This is a genomic window from Phenylobacterium sp. (genome assembly GCF_030697305.1).
Taxonomy (GTDB): Bacteria; Pseudomonadota; Alphaproteobacteria; order Caulobacterales; family Caulobacteraceae; genus Phenylobacterium.
Window position 1 is genome coordinate 1 of sequence record NZ_JAUYQL010000110.1, and the last position, 23,390, is coordinate 23,390.

24 protein-coding genes are annotated in these 23,390 nt (G+C 67.8%); 17 read left to right on the top strand and 7 right to left on the bottom strand.

From position 1 onward, the window contains the following. The 4 genes from Q8R27_RS11320 to Q8R27_RS11335 all read right to left on the bottom strand — a co-directional run. A partial coding sequence (locus tag Q8R27_RS11320) for a TonB-dependent receptor plug domain-containing protein (protein ID WP_305699121.1) occupies nucleotides 1-392 on the bottom strand: 392 nt, incomplete at its 3' end. A gap of 616 nt (nucleotides 393-1,008) precedes the next feature. Then, nucleotides 1,009-1,596 (bottom strand): M48 family metallopeptidase, encoded by a 588-nt coding sequence (locus Q8R27_RS11325; protein ID WP_305699122.1) that lies wholly within the window; start codon nucleotides 1,594-1,596, stop codon nucleotides 1,009-1,011. Nucleotides 1,597-1,782: 186 nt separating this feature from the next. Further along, entirely contained in the window at nucleotides 1,783-2,688 is a 906-nt protein-coding gene (locus Q8R27_RS11330; RefSeq protein ID WP_305699123.1) for a mechanosensitive ion channel family protein, read from the bottom strand. A gap of 110 nt (nucleotides 2,689-2,798) precedes the next feature. After that, complete coding sequence (locus Q8R27_RS11335; RefSeq protein WP_305699124.1) at nucleotides 2,799-3,122, bottom strand: YqjD family protein; 324 nt, start codon at nucleotides 3,120-3,122, stop codon at nucleotides 2,799-2,801. A 151-nt stretch (nucleotides 3,123-3,273) separates the two neighbouring features. On the opposite strand from Q8R27_RS11335, the gene Q8R27_RS11340 reads away from it, so the two are divergent. Together Q8R27_RS11340 and Q8R27_RS11345 are read left to right on the top strand one after the other, a co-directional pair. Continuing rightward, entirely contained in the window at nucleotides 3,274-4,065 is a 792-nt protein-coding gene (locus tag Q8R27_RS11340) for a transglutaminase family protein (RefSeq protein ID WP_305699125.1), read from the top strand. Between the two features lie 41 nt (nucleotides 4,066-4,106). Next, nucleotides 4,107-4,574 carry a DUF4440 domain-containing protein gene (locus Q8R27_RS11345; protein WP_305699126.1) on the top strand — a complete coding sequence of 156 codons (468 nt, stop codon included), beginning with the start codon at nucleotides 4,107-4,109 and terminating at the stop codon, nucleotides 4,572-4,574. Between the two features lie 94 nt (nucleotides 4,575-4,668). On the opposite strand, the gene Q8R27_RS11350 is transcribed toward Q8R27_RS11345, so the two are convergent. Both Q8R27_RS11350 and Q8R27_RS11355 read right to left on the bottom strand, forming a co-directional pair. Then, on the bottom strand, nucleotides 4,669-5,592 hold the full coding sequence (locus tag Q8R27_RS11350) for an EamA family transporter (RefSeq protein ID WP_305699127.1): 924 nt from the start codon (nucleotides 5,590-5,592) through the stop codon (nucleotides 4,669-4,671). 73 nt (nucleotides 5,593-5,665) lie between these two features. Continuing rightward, nucleotides 5,666-7,042, bottom strand: coding sequence for an O-antigen ligase (locus Q8R27_RS11355; RefSeq protein WP_305699128.1), 1,377 nt, complete (start codon nucleotides 7,040-7,042; stop codon nucleotides 5,666-5,668). A gap of 53 nt (nucleotides 7,043-7,095) precedes the next feature. Between Q8R27_RS11355 and Q8R27_RS11360 the strand changes: the two genes are divergently transcribed. The 4 genes from Q8R27_RS11360 to Q8R27_RS11375 all read left to right on the top strand — a co-directional run bounded on the left by Q8R27_RS11360 (nucleotide 7,096) and on the right by Q8R27_RS11375 (nucleotide 11,551). Next, nucleotides 7,096-7,644: a hypothetical protein gene (locus tag Q8R27_RS11360; protein WP_305699129.1), complete on the top strand. Its 549-nt coding sequence runs from the start codon at nucleotides 7,096-7,098 to the stop codon at nucleotides 7,642-7,644. Between the two features lie 185 nt (nucleotides 7,645-7,829). Then, a complete protein-coding gene (gene gmd / locus Q8R27_RS11365; protein ID WP_305699130.1) occupies nucleotides 7,830-8,906 on the top strand; it encodes a GDP-mannose 4,6-dehydratase in 1,077 nt (358 codons plus the stop codon). Continuing rightward, nucleotides 8,896-9,873 (top strand): GDP-L-fucose synthase, encoded by a 978-nt coding sequence (locus Q8R27_RS11370; protein WP_305699131.1) that lies wholly within the window; start codon nucleotides 8,896-8,898, stop codon nucleotides 9,871-9,873. Before gmd ends, Q8R27_RS11370 begins: the two co-directional genes overlap by 11 nt. 247 nt (nucleotides 9,874-10,120) lie before the next feature. After that, nucleotides 10,121-11,551 carry a metallophosphoesterase gene (locus Q8R27_RS11375; protein WP_305699132.1) on the top strand — a complete coding sequence of 477 codons (1,431 nt, stop codon included), beginning with the start codon at nucleotides 10,121-10,123 and terminating at the stop codon, nucleotides 11,549-11,551. Here the strand turns inward: Q8R27_RS11375 and Q8R27_RS11380 are convergent. Further along, nucleotides 11,548-12,699, bottom strand: coding sequence for an NAD-dependent epimerase/dehydratase family protein (locus Q8R27_RS11380; RefSeq protein WP_305699133.1), 1,152 nt, complete (start codon nucleotides 12,697-12,699; stop codon nucleotides 11,548-11,550). The genes Q8R27_RS11375 and Q8R27_RS11380 overlap by 4 nt on opposite strands. Before the next feature lie 74 nt (nucleotides 12,700-12,773). Between Q8R27_RS11380 and Q8R27_RS11385 the strand changes: the two genes are divergently transcribed. From Q8R27_RS11385 to Q8R27_RS11435, 11 genes are all read left to right on the top strand, one after another. Then, nucleotides 12,774-13,295, top strand: coding sequence for a DUF1993 family protein (locus Q8R27_RS11385; protein ID WP_305699134.1), 522 nt, complete (start codon nucleotides 12,774-12,776; stop codon nucleotides 13,293-13,295). A gap of 393 nt (nucleotides 13,296-13,688) precedes the next feature. Further along, a complete protein-coding gene (gene phaC / locus Q8R27_RS11390) occupies nucleotides 13,689-15,482 on the top strand; it encodes a class I poly(R)-hydroxyalkanoic acid synthase (protein ID WP_371134689.1) in 1,794 nt (597 codons plus the stop codon). Nucleotides 15,483-15,580: 98 nt separating this feature from the next. Continuing rightward, the gene (locus Q8R27_RS11395; protein ID WP_305699135.1) at nucleotides 15,581-15,736 is read left to right on the top strand and encodes a hypothetical protein; all 156 of its coding nucleotides are present in this window, start codon (nucleotides 15,581-15,583) and stop codon (nucleotides 15,734-15,736) included. Nucleotides 15,737-15,773: 37 nt separating this feature from the next. Beyond that, complete coding sequence (locus Q8R27_RS11400; protein ID WP_305699136.1) at nucleotides 15,774-16,223, top strand: hypothetical protein; 450 nt, start codon at nucleotides 15,774-15,776, stop codon at nucleotides 16,221-16,223. Nucleotides 16,224-16,504: 281 nt separating this feature from the next. Next, nucleotides 16,505-17,881, top strand: a complete 1,377-nt coding sequence (locus Q8R27_RS11405; protein WP_305699137.1) for a glucan biosynthesis protein — start codon at nucleotides 16,505-16,507, stop codon at nucleotides 17,879-17,881. Next, the gene (gene mdoH / locus Q8R27_RS11410) at nucleotides 17,869-19,824 is read left to right on the top strand and encodes a glucans biosynthesis glucosyltransferase MdoH (RefSeq protein WP_305699138.1); all 1,956 of its coding nucleotides are present in this window, start codon (nucleotides 17,869-17,871) and stop codon (nucleotides 19,822-19,824) included. The genes Q8R27_RS11405 and mdoH overlap by 13 nt, the downstream gene beginning before the upstream one ends. A gap of 83 nt (nucleotides 19,825-19,907) precedes the next feature. After that, nucleotides 19,908-21,050 (top strand): glycosyltransferase family 4 protein, encoded by a 1,143-nt coding sequence (locus Q8R27_RS11415; RefSeq protein WP_305699139.1) that lies wholly within the window; start codon nucleotides 19,908-19,910, stop codon nucleotides 21,048-21,050. Then, nucleotides 21,034-21,753, top strand: a complete 720-nt coding sequence (locus Q8R27_RS11420; protein ID WP_305699140.1) for a glycosyltransferase family A protein — start codon at nucleotides 21,034-21,036, stop codon at nucleotides 21,751-21,753. Before Q8R27_RS11415 ends, Q8R27_RS11420 begins: the two co-directional genes overlap by 17 nt. Before the next feature lie 157 nt (nucleotides 21,754-21,910). Further along, the gene (locus Q8R27_RS11425; protein ID WP_305699141.1) at nucleotides 21,911-22,330 is read left to right on the top strand and encodes a PqqD family protein; all 420 of its coding nucleotides are present in this window, start codon (nucleotides 21,911-21,913) and stop codon (nucleotides 22,328-22,330) included. A gap of 10 nt (nucleotides 22,331-22,340) precedes the next feature. After that, on the top strand, nucleotides 22,341-23,039 hold the full coding sequence (locus tag Q8R27_RS11430; RefSeq protein ID WP_305699142.1) for a glycosyltransferase family A protein: 699 nt from the start codon (nucleotides 22,341-22,343) through the stop codon (nucleotides 23,037-23,039). After that, nucleotides 23,039-23,390 (top strand): hypothetical protein (locus Q8R27_RS11435; RefSeq protein ID WP_305699143.1); only part of this gene is annotated, 352 nt, incomplete at its 3' end. The genes Q8R27_RS11430 and Q8R27_RS11435, both read left to right, overlap by 1 nt.

A 23,390-nucleotide genomic window follows, 5' to 3' on the forward strand; every position in this document is an offset into this window, starting at 1 on the left:
AGCACCTCGATCCGCCCGATCGCCGCCTGCGGCAGCGAGTTGGCGTCGACGTAGCCGGTGTCCTTCCGCGGGAAGGACGCCAGCCGCTTGCCGTTCAGCAGCACGAGCGTGCGCTGCGGACCCAGGTTGCGGAGGTTCACCGCGGCCGCGCCGGTCACGTTGCCGAGGATGGCGTTGGACTGATTCTGGTCGCCGAGGACGCCGCCGACGCCCGGCAGGTTCTTCAGCATTTCGACCGTGCTCGGGTTGCCCTGGCGCTGCAGCTCGTCGGCGCCGATCACGTCGACTGGCAGGGCGGCATCCTCAGGCGTACCGGCGATGAACGAGCCGGTGACCACCACCTCGCTCACCTCGCCGTCGGCGCCCTGAGCGCGCACTTGTGACGCACCCATGGCGAACGCCACGGACAACACGGTCGCTGCTGACGATTGGCAAAAAAGAGAGCGCCTCATGAATTCCCCCCGGATTAGATCAACGGCATTCGCTTTTGGTGCGAACTTGCCTTCATTCACAGATGAGCCATTCAGCCCAACGCGGCGGTCGCGCTCGAATTAGTAAGCCCGTCCTCTTCGCGCTGTCAGCTTAAATCGTCACCGATCTGAGGAGCCGACTAGCAGGAGGACTATGGGCCGGCCGCGGAACTGACACCTTAACTCAGCGCGTCGCAGGATTCCCTCCCCGCTCGACCATCAGGCGGTGACGGTCGCAACTTCCCACGCCTCATTGGCCTGGCCCCGCAGGGGCAGACCAGGTCGAGAGATCAGGCTTGGTGGATACTGCAAGTGTTTTAGATCGTGGCGTGGCTGGAAAGGAACCGTTGGCCTGAAGCCTGGGACTCGAAACCCTGCTGTTTCGCTTCCGTCGTCGGATGGGCAGGTGGGAGTTTGCAGCTCGGTTGTTTTCTTGCGCGCGGCCTGGTCGATGACGATCCTGAAGCCCGAAAATCTCCAGCGCCGCTCCATATAGCGCCAAGCTGTCTGTACGGTCGTCGGACGCGATGAAATCAGGTCATGCACCAACGGCAGTCTTGAGCTCGGCTAATCGCCGCTCGTCTGCGGGGTGGGTGGAAAGCGCCTCGGGCGGAGCGCCCTGCCGATCCTGACGCGCTATCATCCGCTCCCAGAAGCGCACCGCCCCGAAGGGCTCCATCCCGGCCTTCTTCATGAGCTCCACGCCCAGACGGTCCGCCTCGAGTTCGTGCGTTCGTGAGTACGGCAGCAGAACGCCATAGGTGGCGCCGAGGCCCAGCACGCCAGCGACGAGTTCAGCGTTCTCGCCGTTCTCACCGCCCAGGACAAGTTGAGCCAGGGAGACGCCCGCTTGAGTGGCTAGCTGCTGGCTCACCCTCTCGGCGGGGTGTCGCGCCAAAATGTGGGCGACCTCGTGCCCGACGACGGCCGCCAGTTCGTCGTCATTTCGCGCGAACTCCATCATGCCCCGAAAGACAGCGACCTTGCCGTTTGGCAGCACGAAGGCGTTCAACTCCGCAGAGTCGAATACGACAAACTCCCACCGCAGGTCGCCGCGGTTCGCGGCCAGGGTGATCGGGCCGGCGATTCTGGCCAGTCGGTCATGAAGCGCCGAGTCATTGGACACGGCCGTGCTCGCGGTTAGCTCCGCCCAAGCTTGATCAGCGAGCTTCGCCAATTGATCGTCGGGTACGAAGGCTAGTTGCCGGCGGCCGGTTTGAGCGTTGTCGCTGCACCCGACCATGAGAGTGGAGACCAGCCCAGCTAGCAGGAGGCGACGCGAAGGTTGTGAACAGGACCAGCACATGCCGCACTAGCCTCGCACAGCGACGACGGCCGGCGCGCGTTCGATGCTGACCTGATGCGGGTACGGGAAGCTCAGTCCGCGCGCTTCGAACGACTCCTTGACCGCCTTGATCAGCGCGAAGCGGACCTCGGCCCAATCGTCCGGCGAGGTCCAACACCTCAGCATCACCGTGACCGAGCTGTCGGCCAGCGCCGAGACGCGCGCCAGCGGCGCCGGATCGGCGAGGACGCGAGTGTCGGCTTGGGCCAGTTCATTCAGCAACCCCAGCGCAAGATCCAGATCGTCAGCGTAGTCCACCCCGAAAGTCAGCTCCACACGCCGGCGGCCCGCGCGCGAAACGTTGACGATCATGTCGCCGAACACCTTGCCGTTCGGCACGTAGAGGGTGAGGCCGTCGTAGTCCAGCAGTCGGGTGTTGAAGAGGTCCATGCCCTGCACCACGCCCTTGCGGCCGTTGAGCTCCACCCGTTCGCCCAGGCGGTAGGGCCGCAGGAGCAGGATCATCACGCCCGCCGCGACGTTGCCAAGCGTGCCCTGCAGCGCCAGACCGATCGCCAGGGACGCGGCCCCCAGCACCGCCAGCACCGACGTCGCCTGCACGCCAAGCTGCTGAAGCACCGCCACTAGCCCGATCGCAATGACCACGTATTTGACGAGGCCTGAGATGAACCGGCTGAGCGTCTGGTCCGCCGGCTGACTGCGGTGCACCCGCGTGACGCTGCGCTCGACCAGGGACGCGAGCCGGTTCGCCGCCCACAGCGTGACGGCCAGGATCGCCAGCGCCACCAGCACCCGGATCGAAAACGCGCCCAGCACCGCGGCCAGGCCGCGCAGCATCACCGGGTCGCCGGACAGCGCCTTGCCGGTCATTTCGAACAGAGGGGTGACGGGATCGCTGGCGATTGTGGTCATGGGTGCTCGCGTCGGTCGGGGAAGCCCGGTTGAACGACGCACACGCGCAATGGTTCACGCCGCGTCCCGGCCAGGGACGCGGCGGATGACGACTCGACTTTACGTGCGCGTTACCTCGGCAGTGGGCCGCCGCGGTCGCGCAGGTAGATGACTTTTGGGCTCCGCGCGCTCAACAGGTGTCCCACCACCAGACCGGCCAGGAACACCAGACCCACCGAAGCGTAGGGCCGTTCCTCGATGGCGCTGCGCGCCTGCGTGGCGCGTTGCCCGGCGATGTCACGCCCCTTGTCATAGACCTCCTTTGCTTTGGAGACGGCCTGGTCGACGACGACCTTAGCCTGTTGTTTCACCTCTTCGGCGGCTTCGCCGATCCGGGAAGCGGCGACGGACTCCTTGACGGGCGGATTCGGGGATGGGTCGTATGGATCTGTCATCTGGTGCTCCTAAGGTCGCGAGGCGGACGTTCGAGTGATGGAGTCGTCCCGAGAGGGCGTGGTTCCAGCCGTTGTGACGATTCCCGCATTCTGACGCGGTCACCACGGCAACCCATGCCTTTATGCGGCGTTGCGCCGGCCTGGAGGACGGATGCGGTTCAACATCGAAGCGAGACTGGCCTATGCGTTCGCGACACCCTGCGAGGTGCTGCTGCTGCTGGAGGCCGCCCGCAGCGACGACCAGATCGTGCACGCCGAGACTTTGATCCTGCCCCCGCAGGCGCAGATGGCCCGGCTGGACGACGACGGCAACGGCGAACGCCGCGCCGTGTTCGTCGCCAATGGCCGCGCCGACATCACATATTCGGCCGAGGTGGAGGTGCTGCCGCGCAACGCCGCCCTGGCTGGCGAGCGCGCCGCAGCGATCCGCGAACTGCCCAGCGAGGCGCTCCCCTATCTCCGCTCCAGCCGCTATTGCCCCTCGGACCGCTTCACCCGCTTCGTCGATCGCCAGTTCGGCGCGCTGTCAGGCGGCGACAAAGTCGCCGCGATCCTCGACTGGATCGCCCACGAGGTCGATTACGTGGGCGGGGTCAGCGACGCGTCGACTACTGCTCTCGACACCTTCGTCGACCGGGCCGGCGTCTGCCGCGACTTCACCCACTTGGCCATTTCGCTGTGCCGCGCCGCCGACATCCCGGCGCGCGCGGTAAGCGCCTATGCCTGGCGCCTGGAGCCGCCGGACCTGCACGCGGTGGCCGAAGTCTATCTTGGCGGCCAATGGCGGCTGATCGACCCCACCGGCCTTGCGCCGATCGACGGTCTGGTCAGGGTGGCGACCGGCCTCGACGCCGCCGATATCGCTTTCATGACCATATTTGGCTCCGCCCAGCTCATCGAGCAGAGCTTCGAGATCTGGGAGCTCGCCGCGCGCGCCGCCTAGGGCGATAGTCCGCAGCGATGACGTCCCGCCTGATCTCAAGCATGGCCGCCGCGCTGATCGGTCTCGCGCCTGTCGAGGCGGCCGCCCAGCCGATCACCGAGGCCGCCGTAAGAGCATTCGTCGCGGGCCAGGAAGCCGCCTGGAACCGGCGCGACCTGACCGGCTATTTTGCAGGCTTCAGCAAAGACGCCGTCTTCGTCGAGCAGGCTCGCACGCCGGCCGGCGGCATCATCCGCTACGGCTCCAGCGATCTGGCGCAGGCGCGCAAACAGTCGACGGCGTTCCTGGCTCGCACTCAGAGCCTCGAACGCAGCTCGATCACCCGCGTGTCGATCGGGCCCGATGGCCGAGGGGCTAGCGTCTCCACACGCAAGAGCACCACCTTGTCGCGTGCGGGGCGCACACGCATCGCCTGCGCCGAGACCTTGCAGACACTGCGCCTCGACGGCGCGCGCCTGCGCTCGCTGGGCCAGACCGAGACCGCCGTGCGCTGTCCGCCCCGGCGTTGACAACCCCGAAGACGGCGCCTGTAGTCGGCTCAGCGCCCCGACCCCAGGAGATCGCGCGCGCCCAGCCGGACATGTTCCCCTAGCGAAGGACCATTCAGGCGAGGCGGGCGCGCGCCCGTCTCGCCGTCCACAAGGGCCACAGCATGTTGATCGCCAGACCTGCCACGACCAGCGCCGCGGCGATCAGCTTCCAGCTCTGCAGCGGCTCGCCGAGCAGCAGCGCCGAGCTCCCCATCCCGAACACCGGCACCAGGAGCGCCATCGGCGTGACGCTGGCCGCCGGATAACGGCCGAGGAGCCAGCCCCAGGCTGCGTAGCCGAACAGGGTGTTGCCGACCGCCTGCCAGATCACCGCCAGCCAGGTCACCAGGTCGGCGTCTCGGAACCCGGCCGCGATCGCCGGCCATCCCTCGAGCGCAAACGAGCACGCGATCAGCGGCGGCGCGGAAAACAGGCTTCCCCAGACCACATAGGCCAGCATGTTCACCTGGCCGGCCCGCTTCACGACGATGTTGGACGCAGCCCAGCTCAGCGCGGCCAGGAGCACCAGCACCAGCCCCTTGGGCGTCGCCGACTGCCCACCGAACATGGCGATCAGCACCAGGCCCGCCAGGGCGAAGGCCAAGGCGGCGAACTGGAAGCCCCTCACCTTCTCGCGCGCCAGAACCGCCGCCAGGCCCACGGTCAGGAACACCTGGGTCTGGATCACCAGCGAGGCCAATCCGGGCGAAATGTCGGACCGCATGGCGACGTACATCAGGCCGAACTGACCAAAGCCCACCAGCACGCCATAGCTCGCCAGATCACGCCACGGCGCAGGCGGTCGCTTGAGGATGAAGATCCACGGCAGCGTCGCCAGGATGAAGCGCAAGGCGGCGAACATCAGCGGCGGCAGGTGTTCCAGGCCCACATGGATCACCACGAAGTTGGTGCCCCACACCGCCACCACGGCCAGCGCCAGCAGGAAGTGCAGTCCTGACAGTCCGTTCGTCGGCGCGTCGGGTGCGGCGGCGGTCATCGTTCTTCCTCTGGCTCGCGTCGGGCGCGATGCGCAGGAACGCCGATCCGCGCGCCTCGGCAAGACTTCGGCGTCAGGTCTCGCGCAGGCGAGGCGGAACGGCTCCGGCGACCATCGCGCACGCGAGGGCGAACAGCGTCGCCAGCGCCGGCGTCCGCAAGGGGTAGTCAGCCACGGAGTGCGCGAGCAGCAACCCGATCACCGTCGATCCGGCCAGCGCCATGCTGATCCCCTGCCCGCGTCCGCCGCGCAGCGCCGCGAGCGTCGCGCTAATCCACCAGACGAGGAACGCCGCGATCAGCGCCACGCCGGGCCAGCCGGCCTCCAGCCAGATCTCCAGGAAGTCGTCATGGGCGTGATTGATGTAGGTCGGCGTCACTCGCTCCGGCGCCTCATGCACTTCGTACACCGCCCGAAAGGATCCGAGTCCGGAGCCCAGCGGCCCGTAGTCCGCCCCCAGTTGCGCCACGGTCGGCGCGACCTCCCAACGGGTGTCCTTGTCCACCCTGGCGTCGAAACGATCGGCCAGCGGCGTGAGATTGAAGAGCACCACCAGCGCCACCCCGCCGGCGATGGCGGCCAGCATACCCAGCGCCGGCAGACCGTGCGGCGTCCCGTCCTGCGTCATCCGTCGCGCGCGCGGCCAGGCCACCAGCAGGGCGCCGATCGCCGCAGGCGCCAGCAGGATCACGCCGGCCCGCGATTTGCTGACGCTGAGGCCCACCACCAGGATGAGCACCACCCCTACTGCGGCGAGCATCCAGAACAGGTTCGAGCCGCGCGCCGCCCCGCGGCCCTGCGAGGCCAGCAGGGCCGCCAGAGGAATGGCGGCCACGAGCAGAACGGCTTGATGGTTGCGGTTGGCGAAAAACCCTACCGCCGCGTCCAGATTGGCGGGCTGCTGGAAACGCAGCGGGCTGGAAGCGCCGCCCGCGAGTTGCGCCATGCCGAGGGCGATGGAGGCGGCCGCCAGGATCATGGCGGCGATCGCCAGACGGCGGCGCGCGGCGGCGCTCAGCGAAAGCGCGGCGCAGAACATCGCCGCCGGCGGTAACAACGCCAGTCCCGCATTCAGCGTGCGATCCGGCGTCAGGCTGAGCGGCGCCCAGGGCAAGGCCATTCCGGCCGCGCGATAGCCTTCTACGACGATGGCGCGCTGCGGCAGCGCGCTCCACACCTCGGGCGGCAAGGGAATGAGTTGGAGGAGCGTCAGGCCAGCGCCAAGCGCCAGCAGCAGCAATCCGCTGAGCGGGACGGCCCCCAGCGGCCGGCGCGAAAGCCGCCAAAGGGAAAACGCCAGCACCGGGCTCGCGATGAAGCGCACAATGCCGGCCGAAAGGGGATCGGTGGACGACCCGCCGAGGATCATTGCGACCGCCAAGAGGACGATCGCCGCGATCTGGAAATGGTCGCGCGCCGCTGCCTCGTCAGGCGAGGCGTGGAAACTCAAGCGTCACCGAAGCGCGGCGCCAGGCAGCCCGTCAGAAGCTGACCGGAACGCCAATGAGTGCAAACGTGCGCAGGCAGGCAGTGCGGAGGAAAGATCCGAAGCCGTCGCAGATGCGCGTGAACTGGGCGAGGATCTGGGTAGCCGCCGGCGGGGGAACGGGCAGCGGCCTGGGAGGATTGAAGATCGAACCGCCGCCGAAGCTGGAGCCGAAGCTGGCCAGCGAAAGCGACGCCGGCGCGTTCAGGCGCGACGCCGAAGAGGATGCGGAGGAGGAGGAAGATGGCGACGAATTCGACTTCGACGAGCTGCCGAAACTCGAGAACGACGACAGCGGCGAGTTCTTGGACGCAGCCTCTGCGCTGCCCGCGAGCGCGAACGCTCCGATGACTGCAGCGATCGCCAATGACTTCGACATGTCCGGCTCCCTTAAAACACTAAGACCGACCCTAGCTCGAACCGTTCGGCCAGACAACCGACACCACCACTCTAGGTTCCAAAATGTTCTCACCATTTCGGGAGATGCTGCATTTTGCAGCGAAACGGCCGCAAATGATCAGCACCAGAGGCCGATTTTGCGTCGCAACGTAGTTTACGAAACGTAACCAGCGCTCGGCTAGACCGCCGCGTTGATCTGTTCACACCGTTATTCGACTTGATTCGGCCACTTCATGGCCAACTTAGACTGCAAAACGGCTGGACGGCGAAGCTGTTGGTCTGCAGTGATCGCCGCCGCCGGATCGCCCCTTCCCTGACGCGGTCGCAGTCGCAGTCGCATAATCGAGGTCGCATGGATTCTTCAGGACGTGGAAAGACCGCGCTGATCACGGGCGTGACGGGCCAGGACGGGGCCTATCTGTCGGAGCTGTTGCTCGCCAAGGGCTACACGGTTCACGGGCTGAAGCGCCGCTCCTCGTCGTTCAACACCGGCCGGATCGAGCATCTGTACCAGGACCCGCACGAGGCGGACCCGCGCTACATCCTGCACTTCGGCGACCTCACCGACAGCACCAACCTGATCCGCATCGTCCAGCAGGTGCAGCCCGACGAGATCTACAACCTCGCCGCCCAGAGCCACGTGCAAGTCAGCTTCGAAACCCCGGAGTACACCGCCAACGCCGATGCGGTGGGCACGCTGCGGTTGCTGGAGGCGATCCGCATCCTGGGCTTGGGCCAGCGCACGCGCTTCTATCAGGCCTCGACTTCGGAACTGTACGGCAAGGTGCAGGAGGTGCCGCAGAGCGAGACCACCCCCTTCTATCCGCGCAGTCCCTACGGGGTCGCCAAGCTCTATGCCTACTGGATCACGGTGAACTACCGTGAGGCCTACGGCATGCATGCCTCGAATGGCATCCTGTTCAACCACGAGAGCCCGCTGCGCGGCGAGACCTTCGTCACCCGCAAGATCAGCCGCGCCGCCGCGGCCATCAAACTCGGCCTGCAGGACCGGCTCTACCTCGGCAACCTGCACGCCAAGCGCGACTGGGGGCACGCGAGAGAATACGTCGAGGGCATGTGGCGCATGCTGCAGCAGGATGCGCCAGACGACTATGTGCTGGCCACCGGCGAGACCACCATGGTGCGCGACTTCGTCGAGGCGGCGTTCCAGGAAGTCGATATCCAGCTCAACTGGAGCGGCGATGGCGCTGACGAAAAAGGGGTTTGCGCGAAGACCGGCCGCGTCCTGGTCGAGGTCGACCCACGCTATTACCGCCCCACCGAGGTCGACCTTTTGTTGGGCGACCCGACCAAGGCGAGGGAGAAGCTAGGCTGGTCCTGCAAGATCGGCTGGCGCGAGCTGTGCGCCGAGATGGTTCGGGCGGATCTGGCGAATGTGGCCCATGAGCAGAAGCGCAATGTCGACTGAATCCCCCTTCCCGCCGGCCTCCTTTCCTCTGGACGGCAAACGCGTCTGGGTCACCGGCCACACCGGCATGGTCGGCGCGGCCCTGGTGCGCCGGCTGGCGCGCGAAGACTGCGTGGTGCTGACCGCAGGCCACGCCGTGCTCGACCTGAAACGCCAGGCCGAGGTCGAGGCCTGGATCGCCGAGCATCGCCCGGACGCCATCTTCATGGCCGCGGGCACCGTCGGCGGCATCCTCGCCAACGACACCCGCCCCGCCGATTTCCTGTACGATAACCTGATGATGCAGGCGAATGTGGCCGAGGCCGCCTATCGCACCGGCGTCGGCAAACTGCTGATCCTGGGCTCGAGCTGCATCTATCCCAAGCTCGCGCCGCAGCCGATCGAGGAGAGCGCCCTGCTGACCGGGCCGCTGGAGCCGACCAACGAGTGGTATGCGATCGCCAAGATCGCCGGCGTCAAACTGACCCAGGCCTACCGCCGCCAGCATGGCTGCGACTTCATCAGCGCCATGCCGACCAACCTCTACGGTCCTGGCGACAACTACGATCCGCAGTCCAGCCACGTCGCCGCCGCGCTCATCCGCAAGGCGCACGACGCGGTCACCGGAGGCGCCAAGGAACTGGTGGTCTGGGGCACGGGCCAACCTCGCCGCGAATTCCTGCACGTGGATGACTGCGCCGACGCCCTGGTCGCCCTGATGACCCGCTACTCGGACCACGAACACGTCAACGTCGGCTGCGGCGAGGACGTGACCATCACCGAGCTGGCCCAGCTCATCTGCGAGGTCGCTGGATTCAAGGGCGCGCTGGTCCACGACCTGACCAAACCCGACGGCACGCCGCGCAAGCTGCTCAGCGTCGATCGGCTGAAGACGATCGGCTGGACCCCCTCGATCGACCTGCGCCGCGGCATGGCCAGCGCCTATGACTGGTTTGCCCAGAACGTCGCCAAGTCCGCGGTCCGCTAACGTCCGGCGCGCCCCGGCTTCGCCACAGAGGCGAGTTACAGGATGACCCGTCGGAAGACGTGCGGGGGTCTCGACCCTGAAATTTCCAGGCCGGCGTCGAAAGTTCGTAAACCGCGTTCCGTTAGTATGAGAGTCGCCGCGTGATGACAGCCAGGCCCCGGATGTTGCAGCCGAGCTTCCATCGTACCCTGCCTTGCGCCCCTCGATGCGGCGCGGCCTGGGCTTGCGCTGCGCGCGAGGTCCGCGCATGAGCGCGCCGTTGCAAGCCACCCCCGCCCCCGCCACGCCGCCGCAGACGGTGATCTATGCGGTGGGCGACATCCACGGCCGCCTCGACCTGTTGCGCCGCTTCACCCAGGAGCTGGACACCGACGCTCGCGCCGCCGCGCTCAAGGGCGTGGAGACGGTGGTGGTGTTCCTGGGCGATTACATCGACCGCGGCCCGGAGTCTGCTGGCGTCATCGCCCACCTGATCGCCTTGCGCGATCAAGGGCCTTGCACCTGCATCTTCCTTCGCGGCAATCACGAAGACATCGTGCTGAAGCTCGCGTCCGGCGAGGAGCACAGCGCGCGCTGGCTGGAATTCGGCGGACTGGAGACGCTGGCGTCATACGGCGTCGACTATCCCAAGCCCACGGGTCCTGGCGACGGCGAGGCGCTGCAGGCCGCGGTGCGCGACGTCATCCCCCGCACCCACCTGCAATTCATGCGGGACACAGAGCTGTACGCGAAGCTCGGCGACTACATCTTCGTCCACGCGGGCCTGCGCCCCGACCGGCTGCTGGAGGAGCAGTCGGACGGCGACCTGCTCTGGTACCGCTACTACGACGAGGAAGCCCCCGTATGGACCGAAACCGTGGTGCACGGCCATTCGGTCAACCCGCGCCCCGTGCGCGGCCGCTCGCGGATCGGCATCGACACCGGCGCCTACGACAGCGGCGTGCTGACGGTGCTGCGTCTTGAGGATAGCCAGGAAGATCTGCTGAAGATCGTCGCCCCCGGCGACGGCCAGCCCGTCGGGATCGGTCGCTGGGACAGCGTCGACAGCGCGTTCAGTCAGCGCGAGCCCGGTCGCGCAGCCTCGCCGGCCGCTGCGGCGATCATCCGCCCGCAGGCGGCGAATTCCGATGCGCCCCGGCCCCGGGGCGTTCCCCCGCGATCCAGCGCGCGCCTGGCGATGGGCGTGGGCGTCGCGGCGGCGGCCGTCCTGCTGTTGGGCGGCGCCGCGGTCTGGGCCTCGCGCACCCCGGAAGCGCCGGCGACTCGCGCCGCACCGATCCTCAGGCCCGCCGAACCTGCTTTCGTCGAACCAGCCATGGCTCAGGCGACCCCGGTCGAGCCTGAGGAGATCGCCGACGCGCCCGTCGCGGAATCGGCGGCGACGCCGGCGACCGAGACGCCGCCCGTCGCGCCCGCGGTTCCTGCCGCCCCCGTGACGTCTGGTCTCCGCGCCCAGATCGGCGCCTTGCCCTCGGCGGAAGCCGCACAACTGGTCTGGAGCGACGTCGCGCGTCGCTTCCCAGCCGAGATGGGGGCCAAGGCGATGGAGACCGAACCGGTCGAGAACGGCCGGCTGGTGCGAGCCTTCGTCACCGGCTTCGCCAGCCCGGGCGAGGCCGCCACGTTCTGCGCCACCCTTACCGCCGGCGGTCAGCCCTGCCTGGTGCGCCGCCGCTAACCGGCGTCGGCCAGCGCGGGCGGCAACAGCCTGTCAGCCTGCAGGCGACCAAACCATTTGGCGAACATCGCTTCGGTGTCCATCACCTCGTGAAAGCCGGCCTGACGCAACTTCACCGTCGACACCAGTTGCGGCGGCTGGGGACCCATCCCGTAGCGCAGGGTGTAGTCGGCGAACTGCAGTGATTTGCCGGCGAAGGCTTCGAGCGACGGCGACAACAGGTCGTGGCGGGCGCGGACCTCATCCCATGCCGCGCTTTCGCGCGACATCTCTTGGCCCAGGCTCAGCGGGCGATGCTCGCCCAGCTCCATTCCGAACACGCGCGCCAACGAAGGCCAGACGTTTTCCCAGGTGAAGACATCGCCGTTGGCCACATTGAACACCTGGTTGCGGGCAGTCTCCGCCTCGCCGGCCCAGGCGACGCAGCGAGCCAGCAGGTCAGCATCGACCGCCTCCGACAGGCGGGGCGGTCCGCCGGGATAGTGCAACGGCTCGCCCCGATGCTTCATGATCGCCGCATAGAGCCCGACGCCGAGGATGGCGTTCAGCGAGACGCCGATGGTGTCGCCGAACACATGCACGGGACGCAGGATCGTCCAGCTCCAGGGCTTTCCAACTTGCGTTTCGCGCAGATGGTCTTCCTGGCGCCAATAGAAGTTGGGCTGCTCGCGATACTCCGAACGGCCCTCGCGCGCCGGATTGGCGAACGGCCGGATGTGGACGCCGTAGGCCTTGGTCCCCTGGAACAGCGTCACGTGTCGAAGCGCGACCGATCCCGCGAGCGGGTCCAGCAAGTTGCGGAACATGGCGTCGTTCACGTCGATCTGTTTGGCGTCGCTCCAGCCGGCGACCAGGCCGGCCTGCTCGTAGACCGCCGCATAGACGATGTGCGTGATGTCACCGTGGCCTGTCAGCGCCTTGGCGCACGCAACGCGGTCGGTCAGATCGAGCCGCAGATGCCGGACGCCAGCGACAGGTGGCGGGCGGCGGGAGGCCACCAGGACGTCGCAGCCATCCTGCGCGCCAAAATGCAGCGCCGCCTTTGAGCCGACCAACCCCGATCCGCCGGCGATCAGGATCTTCTTCCAGGCCATCACATTCCCCCGCCAAGGCGTCCAGTCGACCTGGCGATCCAATCTCCAACGCACCGACTCCGCAAATACCTTGGCGGTCCGCGCTTTTGGCGTTTAGGTCAGAACAACCAAAAAGGGGGGACAACACCATGGCCATCGCACTCTACGACCTCAGCGTCGGCAACTATCTTCAGGCGCTCGGCGCCGTCGCGGGCTTCCTTGACCGCGGCCTCGCCCATTGCAGCGACAACAACATCGATCCCGACGAGATCGTCGGCACCCGGCTGTTCCCGGACATGCTGCCGTTCCATTTCCAGGTGCAATCGGTGGCTCACCACTCGCTGGGCGCCATCCAGGGGGTCAAGGCGGGTCTGTTCCAGCCGCCGCCGCAGATCCCGGTGGGCGACTACGCCGGTCTGCAGGCGATGATCACGGCCGCCCAGGCAGGGCTGCAGAGCCTCAGCGCCGAGGAGGTGAACGCGCTTGAAGGTCGGGAGGTCAAGTTCAAGACCGTGGCCTTCGAGCTTCCTTTCGTGGCCGAGAACTTCCTGCTCTCGGTGTCGCTGCCGAACTTCTATTTCCACGCCACCACGGCCTACGACATCCTTCGTATGAAGGGCGTGCCGATCGGCAAGCGCGACTTCATGGGCAAGATGCGCCTGAAGACCTAGGGCGCGACCCGCGTCCAGGCGGTGACGGGCGGCGGCTGACCGATGCATTCGGGGTCGCGCCCGCACCCAGGGCGTCACTCGAAAACTGTCGCAAGTTACCAGGGTCGTTGACGGCTGCGGCTTTCCGGCGCTGACTACGCCGTGAGCGCGAATGCGCAGTCGCCGCGCCCAGCTGGCACGTCCGTGCATCGGCCTGTTCTCCACGCGGCAAGCGTGGCTCTTCAATCTATTGTTGAGCGTTCATTCTTGTCGTCCAACGAATGCGATTTCGTTGTTTAGATGAACACGCTCAACGGAGACCAATAAATAATTCGGCTGACAGCGTTGACGGTTTGGTCTTGTAATCATCTCAATCACAAGCGCGCCAATAGCGCTGCGTCAGGGAGGTGCTTCATGAGCCAACAGGTCGGCTCGCCGCAAGGTGTGTCCAACGCACCGGTCATCGCCGACTTTGAAGCGTTCAGCGCCAACCTCACCCGGGCGGCGATGATCGCGCACGCCGCATTGATGGAAGCCGCGGTGACCCAGGGCGCGACGCCCCCCAACATGGACCCGTTGCGCGTCGGCCCGACTCTCACCGACGTGATGTTACGTCTGGCCTCGCGGCCCGACCGCATCCTCCAGGCCCAGGCGGACCTGGTGTCGCGTAACATGGAGCTGTGGCGCGGCGCGTGGAGCCGCTTGACCACCGGCGAGCCGGCGCATCCGCCCCGCGACAAGCGTTTCTCCGATCCCTCCTGGGACCAGCCGATGTTCGACCTGCTGAGGCAGTCCTACGTCTCCACCGCCGAATGGCTGAACAAGCTCGCCTCCGAGGTCGAAGTCTCCGACCCGATCGAGAAGCGTCGGGTCGAGTTCTTCACCAAGCTGGTCACCGACACCTTCTCGCCCGCCAACTTCCTGGCCTCAAACCCGGTTGCGCTGGAGGAGGTGGTCAAGACCAATGGCGAGAGCCTGGTGCGCGGCATGGAGAACCTCGCCGCCGACCTGCACCGCGGGGGGGGGCAACTGGCGATCAGCCAGACCGACATGGGCAAGTTCAAGGTGGGCGAGAACGTCGCCACCGCCCCCGGCAAGGTGGTCTTCCAGAACGATCTGCTGCAGCTATTGCAGTTCGATCCGTCCACCGAGCAGGTGCACGAGACGCCGCTGCTGCTGATCACGCCGTGGATCAACAAGTACTACATCATCGACCTGCGCCCCGAGAACTCGCTGATCCGCTGGCTGTCGGCGCAGGGTTTCACCGTGTTCGTCACCTCGTGGGTCAATCCCGACGCCGCCTTGGCCGAGAAGACCATGGAGGACTACCTGGCCCAGGGCGCGCTGACCGCGCTGCACCAGGTGCTGGTCCAGACCCAGTCGCCGACAGCAAACGTGGTCGGCTACTGCATCGGCGGCACTCTGCTTGCCTGCGCCATGGCGTTCCTCGCCGATCGCGGCGACTCCGCACTGATCAATTCAGCGACCTTCTTCGCCGCCCAGCAGGACTTCAGCGAAGCTGGCGACCTGCTGCTGTTCACCGACGAGGCGTGGCTGAAGGACATCGCCGGCAAGATGGACGACGCCGGCGGCGTGTTGCCCGGCTCGGCGATGGCGGAATCCTTCAACATCCTGCGCGCAAACGACCTGATCTGGTCGTTCTTTGTAAACAACTACCTGATGGGCAAGGAGCCGAAGCCCTTCGACCTGCTGTTCTGGAATTCCGACCAGACGCGGATGCCGAAGGCGCTGCACATGTTCTACCTGCGGGAATTCTACAAGGACAACAAGTTCGCCAAGGGTGAGCTGGTGCTCGCGGGCACGCGCCTGGATCTGTCGAAGGTCAAGACGCCCGTCTATGTGCAGTCCTCGAAGGACGACCACATCGCGCCGTTCGCCAGCGTCTACAAAGGCGCGCGGCTGTTCGGCGGTCCCGTGACCTTCACCATGGCCGGTTCCGGCCACATCGCAGGGGTGATCAATCCCCCTGCGGCGAACAAGTATCAGCACTGGCTGAACAGCGAGCTTCCCGACACCGTCGAGGCCTGGCGACGCGGCGCCACGGAGCATCCTGGATCGTGGTGGCCGCACTGGGCCGCCTGGCTCGCCGAGCGCTCGGGACCGATGCGTCCGGCGCGCGATCCCTCCAAAGGCCCGCTTACGCCCATCGAAGATGCGCCCGGCGCCTATGTGCAGGTGCGCTCATGATCCACCAGGCCCGCTCAAGCGGCGTGCAGACCGACGTGATTCATCGAGGACGCCGATGACTCCGCGCATGTCGTATCGCTTTGCCCAAGGAGGTCGCCTTGACGAAACCCCCGCATCATCACCCGCTGTCCTGGTTCATGGAGCGGGCCGAACTGATGATCGACGCCGGCGTTATTCTGGTGGTGCTGGCCATTGCAGGCGTGGTGATCTTCAGTCTGTTCGTGGCGCCTGGGCATCCATCCTACCTGGACTAGCCTGCGGCCCGGACCGTGATGCAGGAGTCGACCTGATATGACTCGGCTTCGTGGTGCAGAGATCCTCTCCGAAGCGAGAGTGAATGAGGCGGTCTACCGCACGCCGGCCGACCACTATGTAATCTGGGATGGCAATCCCTGTCCGGCGCGCGCCGGCTCGCTGCGCTCGCGCGCGTTGGCCCTGGTGGAGGACCCCTGGGCGCCGGTGCAGGTGCGTGACCTGCTGCGCCGCGCCGCGGCGATCGAGGACGGCGCTGGCCTCGACCCCGACATGGTCCGTAACGCCCTGCGGCTGCACCAGACGGCCCATCCCGCGGTCTATCTGCTGACCCGGCGCATCTGCACGGGCGACTATGTGGCCCTGACCGACATCCCCTGGCCATACGGCTGCAAAAATCAACCGCTCCGCGCCGGCGCTGTGGTCATGGACCGCAACGGAGCGCCGATGACCGTAGCGCTGAAGGACAAGGATATGGCGCGGTCCTGAGCCGGACGCCCGCACGCGCGGCAAATCCGCCGGCGAAGGGCCTGCAAGCCGTTGATCCCAGCGCCCGCCATCCTTTCGCCGCAGAAGGTTAACATCGCTCGGCGCGATCAAGGCATCGAGGCCCCGGACGACGCGTGACCGCACCTGAGCTAGCACATGACCGGGCCGGCCCAGCCGCGCCCAGCCGACGCCAGGTGATCGCCGCCCTCCCCCTGATTCCGACTCTCGCGCCGACGTCTGCTGCCGCCGCGGACGCATTCGGCCTACCCCACGTCCAGGCTATGGCGCGCGCACTCGCGGCGCGGCCCTACGCGGCGGCTTCGACGCAGCTTCCCGCCGGACTGAACGACATCGACTACGACGCCTATCGCGACATCCGCTTCGATCCGGCCCACGCGCTGTGGCGCAACGAGGACCTGCCGTTCCAGCTGCAGTTCTTCCACCGTGGCGGCGCGCAACGCGCGCGGGTCGACCTCTTCGAGGTGGTCGACGGCCAGGCGCGTCCGATCGCCTATTCCCCGGTCCAATTCAGATTCCAGCGCGGCGCGCCCGACGGCCTCTCGCCGGACCTGGGGTTCGCGGGCTTCCGCATCCATGCGCCGATCAATCGGACCGACTATTTCGACGAGGTCGCGGCCTTCCTGGGAGCCAGCTACTTCCGCGCCGTCGCCAGGGGCATGGTCTATGGCCTCTCGGCGCGCGGCCTGGCCATCGGCGCGGGCGCCAACGAGGAGTTCCCCGACTTCCGCAGTTTTTGGATCGAGCGCCCGCGGCCCGGCTCCCGCAGCCTGACGGTCTTGGCGCTGCTGGACGGCGCGAGCTGCGCGGGCGCGTTCCGGTTCGTGATCACCCCTGGCGAGGCGACGGTGTTCGACACCACCGCCAGCCTCTATCCCCGCCGCACGATCGCCGATGCGGGGATCGCGCCGCTCACCAGCATGTTCCTGTTCGGCGGCGACGGCCGGGCGCGCTTCGACGACTTCCGTCCGCAGGTGCATGACTCCGATGGCTTGGCCATGGCCGACGGCGCCGGAGAGTGGTTGTGGCGACCGCTGGCCAATCCGCCCCGCGTTAACGCCAGCGCCTTTCGCGACGCGGCCCCGCGCGGCTTTGGGTTGATCCAGCGCGAGCGACACTACGACGCCTACCTGGACCTCGAGGCGCGCTATCACCTGCGCCCCAGCCTTTGGGTAGAGCCGCGAGAAGGCTTCGGCCCGGGCTCTGTGGGTCTTGTCGAGCTTCCCTCCCCCACCGAGTACGAAGACAACATCGTCGCCTATTGGACGCCGGCGCAGGCGTTGCGCGCTGGCCGACCTGCGACCTTCTCCTACCGCCTGCACTGGGGGGCCGAACCGATTGCGCCTGGCCTCGCGACGGTCGCGGCCACGCGCAGCGGCGCCGCCGAGCGCGGCAGGCGCCGATTCGTCATCGACTTCCAATCGCCCGCGCCTCGCGCTCTCGACGGTGCGCAGCCGCAGGTCACCGCGTCCGCGGGCCGCGCGCTGGAGGTCAATCTGCATCCCAATCCCGAGACCGGGGGCGTGCGGTTAAGCTTTGAGCTCGACGCCGCCAGCGCCAGCGCCATAGAGCTTCGCGCCGCCCTCCTGAGGTCTGGCAAGGTTTGTTCCGAGGTGTGGCTGAATCGATGGACCGCGTGATCCGAACTCCCAGCCGCAAGCCCGACCTCGCGCTCCGCAGCCTGCCGCCGTGCGCACCACTGGCGATGCCGATCCAGCCGCTGGACGCCGATCCCATGCGCGGCGCGGCTCTGAGCTTTCCCGATAGCCGGCCCTGGCGGCGCGCCGCGATGCTGGGCGCGACAGGCGTCGCGACCCTCGCCGCCTGCGCGGTGATGGCCCAGCTGATCTCGCCCGGCGGCTTCACGCTGGCCGACTTCTTGATGCTGGTCCTCTTCGCAGCGCTGTTCGCCTGGGTGGCGTTCGCCTTCGCCAGCGCGATCGCCGGGTTCGTCCTGATGTGGCGGACCCGCGCCGCCGGCCCCTGGACCCCGCAGCCGATCATCTTCACCCGCACCGCGCTGCTGATGCCGACCTACAATGAGGATCCGGGACGCATCCTGGCCGGCGTGCAGGCGATCTGGGAGGACCTGGAGGCGATGGGCGTCGCCGAGCTCTACGACGTGTTCGTCCTGTCCGACACGCGCGAGCCGGAGATCGCCCAAGCCGAGGCCACGGGCATGCTTCGGCTGCGCATCCGCCTGAACGCCATGGACCGGATCTTCTATCGCCGGCGCCCGGCCAACATCGATCGCAAGGCCGGCAACGTCGCTGACTGGGTGCGCAGTCACGGCGGCGCCTATGAATCAATGATCGTGCTCGACGCCGACAGTCTGATGAGCGGCGACACCATCGTGCGCCTGACCGCGGCGATGGAGCGCGACCCGACGGTTGGGCTGATCCAGACCCTGCCGACGATCGTCGGGGCGACGACGCTGTTCGCGCGCCTGCAGCAGTTCGCCGGACGCCTCTATGGACCGCTGATCGCAAAGGGCCAGGCCTGGTGGTCGGGCGCGGAGGGCAACTACTGGGGCCACAACGCCATCGTGCGCACCCGCGCCTTCGCCGCGTGCGCGGGCCTGCCGCATGTCGAGGGCGCCGGCCCGTTCAGCGGCCACATCATGAGCCACGACTTCGTCGAGGCCGCCCTGCTGCGGCGCGGCGGCTGGGCCGTGCGCATGGCTCCCGAGTTGGAAGGCAGCTACGAAGAGACGCCGCCGTCCCTGATCGGCATGGCCGTGCGCGACCGGCGCTGGTGCCAGGGCAACTTGCAGCACGCCGCCGTGCTCGGCGCGCGCGGCCTGCACTGGGTCAGCCGACTGCACCTGGTGCGCGGCGTCCTGGCCTATTTGACCGCGCCGCTGTGGCTGGGCTTCCTGGGTGTCGGCGCCGTGGTCTGGGCGGAGCAGCGCGGGGCGCCGGAACTCGCCGGTCAGGCGCCGCTCGCCGCAGGTCTGTTCGCCCTGACCATGGCCTTGCTGCTCGCGCCCAAGCTGATGGGCGCCCTGCTCACCGCCCACAACCGCCTGACGCGCCGCGCCTGTGGCGGTGGGCCTGTGCTGGCCGCGGGCGTGCTCCTCGAGATCGCGCTCTCGGCCCTGACCGCGCCGGTGTTCATGCTGATCCAGAGCCGCGCGGTGGCTGACGTCCTGCGCGGTCGTCACTCCGGTTGGGCCGCGCAGCAGCGCGACGACGGGCGACTGCCATTCAGGGCCGCCTGGCGCAGGCACTGGTTCGACACGCTTCTCGGACTGGGGTGGAGCGCCGGCGCATTCACCCTGGACCCCTTGCTGCTGGCGTGGACCGGGCCAGTGGCCGCCGGCCTGGTTCTGGCCATCCCGCTGTCGATGCTGACCTCCCGCGCTGACCTCGGCCAGGCTTGCCGGCGGCTGGGCCTGTTCCTGACGCCGGAAGAGGCCGCCCCGCCCAGCGTGGTGGCTCGCGCCGCCGCTCTGCGCGCGCAGTATCTGGCCGAAGCGCCGGTGCGAAACGAGATCGCCCGGCTGTTCCGCGCCGCAGTGCCGATGGCGACGCCCGGATTGGTCCGGGTCAGCGTCTCGCGCCCGGTGGCCGCGGTCCGCTGAACCACGCGACTGGCGCACGCTTTGCAGCGAACGGCGTTCTGAGGCCTACTTACCGACACGCGTAGGCGGCGAGTCTTGAATCCATGCGCATTATGTTCTGGAACGCAGCCTTCCTGCCGCACATCGGCGGGGTTGAGATCTTCACGGCACGGCTGGCCGCCGGCCTGATCGCGCGGGGCTGCCAAGTGGCCGTGGTGACCGACAGCGACCTTGAGGGTGATCCCGAGCTAGACGCGCGCCTGGGTCTTGAGGTCTTCCGCCTGCCGTTCCGCGCCGCCCTCGACCCCACCGCGATGGATGTCCGCGCCCGCCTGAGGTTGATCGGCGAAGTCACCGCCCAGACAGCCGAGCTGAAGCGCGCGTTCAGGCCTGAGATCGTCCACGTCAACCTCGCCGACGCGGGCCCATTCTTCCACCTGCGCACGATGCAAGCCCATGCCGCCGCCACCGTGGTCACCTTCCAGGCCGCGCTGGAACGCTCCGCGCATGGCTCGCAGGGCGTGGCCGGCGATCTGGTGTCGCGCGCGCAGGCTCTGGTTGCGGTTTCCAAGGCGGCGGCGCTCAACGCCGCGCACCACACAGGCCTCCCGGTCGAGCGCATCCAGGTGATCTATCCCGGCGTGCCAGCCGACGAATTCACGCTGCCGCCGGCCCCGGCGTCCGAGCCGCCAGTGTTCGGCTATCTCGGTCGCCTCGCAGAGGAAAAGGGCGTCGCCCTGCTGCTCCAGGCCCTGGCGCTGATGGGTGGCGAAGCGCGGCTGCTGGTGATCGGCGACGGCCCGGATCGCCCTCGCCTCGAGGCCCTGGCCTGTGAGCTGGGCGTCGCACAGCGCGTCACCTTCGCCGGTCAGGTCAGCGACGCCGAGCGCCAGCAGCTGATGAGCACCCTGCGCGCGCTCGCGGTTCCGTCCCAGCATGAGGAGCTGTTCGGCATGGTCGCGGTCGAAGGCGCGCTGGCCCAACTGCCCGTCGTCGCCACCGCCATCGGCGGCCTTCAGGAGATCGTGCGCCCGGGCGAGACCGGATTCCTGGCGCAGCGCGGCTCGGTGGAAGATTTTTCTAAATACTTCAACACTCTGTCGGATGATCCTGCGCTGGCCCGACGCATGGGTGAGGCGGGCCACGCCCGCGCGCTGGCGCGCTATACGATCGAGACCACGGTCGAGCGCTATGCGGCGCTGTACGCCCAGTGCGTCGTCGGGAGCGATCATGCCGCTGGCGTCTGAAGATCTCGCCAGCACCGAGACCAGCGTCGTCATACCGGTTCGCAACGGCGCGCGCTTCGTCGCCCAAGCCGCCGTCTCAGTGCTGGACCAGCTTTCGCCGGGCGATGAGTTGTTGGCCGTGGACGATGGCTCCATCGACAGCACGATCGCCGCCCTGCGCGGGATCGACGATCCCCGACTGCGGGTGCTTTGCGCTGGGGGGCGCGGGGTCTCCGCGGCGCGCAACGTCGGACTGGCTGAGGCTCGCGGCGCCTTCGTTGCGTTCCTCGATCACGACGATCTCTGGGTCGCCGGCAGGCATAGGGCGCTGTTGCGGGCTATGCTGGACGACGAGGACCTGACGGCTGCGTTCGGGCGGGTGCGGGTGCTCATCGAAGCGGACGCTGCGCCCGCGGCGGTCGCCGCCTGCGCGGCGATCGACGGGTCGCATGTGCGGGAACTGGTGGGCTCGGCCCTGTATCGCCGCAACGCCGTGCTGGCCGTGGGCGGGTTCGCCGAGGACATGCACATGCGCGAGGACGCCGACTTCAGCTTCCGACTGATGGAGCACGGCGCACGCGTTATCGACTGTGACGTCGACGCCCTGGCCTACCGCCGCCACGGTGACAACGTCACCAACGATCAGACTGCGATCAACCAGGCTCTCATCGAGTTGGCGCGCCGCCGCCTTTCGCGTGCTCGAGGCAAGCGCCCGCCCGCTTAGCGCATGGACCCGTCACCCCGACGCCACGCTGTTACGCGGCATGCTTCTTGCGGGGGCTGCGCGAAGAGCCTGCTATGATCAGCAGGCTGAGGGGATTTGCGCGTGCGCGGTCGACCGCCGTGCGTGCAGGTGTGCAGGATCGAGAAGGGGCTTAGCGTTGAGCGACGTTGCATATGCCATTTGTGGACCTTCGGTGGTCGGTGAAGTCATCGACGGCGAGGCGATCATCGTCGACCTCCGCTCGGGCGCCTATTACAGCGCCGACGGCGTCGGCGGTGCGATCTGGCAGGCGATCGAAGCCGGCGCCGGCCGTCAGGCGATCATCGACTGGGCGCTGGGCGCCTATCCCGGCCAAGCCGGCGTCGTCGCTGACGTCGAAGGCTTCCTAGAAACGCTTCTGGCCAACGAATTGGTGCGCGCTGACGTCCAGGACGCCGCGCGCCCTCAGATCGCCGCGCCGCAGCCCTACCAGGCCCCCGCCCTCGCCGTGCACAAGGACATGCAGGACCTGATCACCCTCGATCCCATCCACGACGTGGACGACATGGGCTGGCCGACCCGCAAGGCGGCCGATTGAGGCAGGCCCGATGACCACCGTCACCGCCGTCATTCCGGTCTTCAACGACGCCGCCTACCTCGCCGAGGCGCTGCGCAGCGTCCTCGACCAGACACGGCCGCCGACCCAGGTGCTCGTGGTCGACGACGGCTCCACCGACGCGAGCGCCGAGGTGGCGCGCGGCTTCGCACCTCAGGTCGAGCTGATCGCCCAGGCCAATCAGGGCATCGGCGGTGCGCGCAACACCGGGATCGCCGCGGCGAGCGGCGACCTCATCGCCTTCCTGGACGCCGACGATGTATGGCCGCTGAACAGCCTGCAGGTCCGCCTGGAGGCGATGGAAGCTGACCCGTCGCTGGCCGCGGCCTATGGCGCCAGCGAACACTTTTTCAGTCCGGACCTCGACGAGGCCAAGCGCGCCCAGCTGCACCTGCCGCAGGGCCACGCCCACGCCCGCTTTGCCGGCGCGATGCTGATCCGGCGGCGGATCTTCGACGAGATAGGCCTGTTCGATCCCAGTCTGCGGGTGGGCGAGATGATCGACTGGACGTCGCGCCTGCAGGACAGCGGCGCCCGGATCGGCAAGATCGACGCCCTGGTGATGCGCCGTCGCATCCATGGCGACAACACGGTGATCCGCGAACGCCCGTCGCACGGCGACTATCTGAAAGCCCTGCGCGCTTCCGTGGCGCGCAAAGCCGCTGCGGCGCGCGACGCCGGCGCCGCCTGATGCATCGCGGCGGGCCCGAACTCGCCGAAGGCGGACTGCCCTGGCCCAAGGGGACCCAGGCGCTGATGGTGCGCGCCGCGATCGGCCCGCAGGACGAGGTCGAACAATGTTTCCGCGCCTGGCGGCGTCTGGTGAACATCGACGACCACATGGATGGCGGCACCTATCGCCTGCTACCGCTGGTCTATGAGCGCCTGCGCACGGCCGGCTCCGACGATCCGTTGATGGGCCGCCTGAAGGGCGTCTATCGACGCGCCTGGGTGGAGACCCAGAGCGTGTTTCATGCCGTAGCGCCGGTTGTGGCCCGGCTCGAGGCGGCCGGTGTGCGAACCCTGCTGCTCAAGGGCGCGC

Excerpts from the sequence above, each read along its gene's own strand:
- Q8R27_RS11415 (WP_305699139.1), top strand. The coding sequence starts at position 19,908 with ATGCGCATTATGTTCTGGAACGCAGCCTTCCTGCCGCACATCGGCGGG.
- Q8R27_RS11370 (WP_305699131.1), top strand. The coding sequence starts at position 8,896 with ATGTCGACTGAATCCCCCTTCCCGCCGGCCTCCTTTCCTCTGGACGGC.
- Q8R27_RS11330 (WP_305699123.1), bottom strand. The coding sequence starts at position 2,688 with ATGACCACAATCGCCAGCGATCCCGTCACCCCTCTGTTCGAAATGACC.
- Q8R27_RS11350 (WP_305699127.1), bottom strand. The coding sequence starts at position 5,592 with ATGACCGCCGCCGCACCCGACGCGCCGACGAACGGACTGTCAGGACTG.
- Q8R27_RS11360 (WP_305699129.1), top strand. The coding sequence starts at position 7,096 with ATGAGTGCAAACGTGCGCAGGCAGGCAGTGCGGAGGAAAGATCCGAAG.
- phaC (WP_371134689.1), top strand. The coding sequence starts at position 13,689 with ATGAGCCAACAGGTCGGCTCGCCGCAAGGTGTGTCCAACGCACCGGTC.
- Q8R27_RS11345 (WP_305699126.1), top strand. The coding sequence starts at position 4,107 with ATGGCCGCCGCGCTGATCGGTCTCGCGCCTGTCGAGGCGGCCGCCCAG.
- Q8R27_RS11405 (WP_305699137.1), top strand. The coding sequence starts at position 16,505 with ATGGCGCGCGCACTCGCGGCGCGGCCCTACGCGGCGGCTTCGACGCAG.
- Q8R27_RS11430 (WP_305699142.1), top strand. The coding sequence starts at position 22,341 with ATGACCACCGTCACCGCCGTCATTCCGGTCTTCAACGACGCCGCCTAC.
- Q8R27_RS11335 (WP_305699124.1), bottom strand. The coding sequence starts at position 3,122 with ATGACAGATCCATACGACCCATCCCCGAATCCGCCCGTCAAGGAGTCC.
- mdoH (WP_305699138.1), top strand. The coding sequence starts at position 17,869 with ATGGACCGCGTGATCCGAACTCCCAGCCGCAAGCCCGACCTCGCGCTC.
- Q8R27_RS11400 (WP_305699136.1), top strand. The coding sequence starts at position 15,774 with ATGACTCGGCTTCGTGGTGCAGAGATCCTCTCCGAAGCGAGAGTGAAT.
- gmd (WP_305699130.1), top strand. The coding sequence starts at position 7,830 with ATGGATTCTTCAGGACGTGGAAAGACCGCGCTGATCACGGGCGTGACG.
- Q8R27_RS11375 (WP_305699132.1), top strand. The coding sequence starts at position 10,121 with ATGAGCGCGCCGTTGCAAGCCACCCCCGCCCCCGCCACGCCGCCGCAG.
- Q8R27_RS11385 (WP_305699134.1), top strand. The coding sequence starts at position 12,774 with ATGGCCATCGCACTCTACGACCTCAGCGTCGGCAACTATCTTCAGGCG.
- Q8R27_RS11420 (WP_305699140.1), top strand. The coding sequence starts at position 21,034 with ATGCCGCTGGCGTCTGAAGATCTCGCCAGCACCGAGACCAGCGTCGTC.
- Q8R27_RS11340 (WP_305699125.1), top strand. The coding sequence starts at position 3,274 with ATGCGGTTCAACATCGAAGCGAGACTGGCCTATGCGTTCGCGACACCC.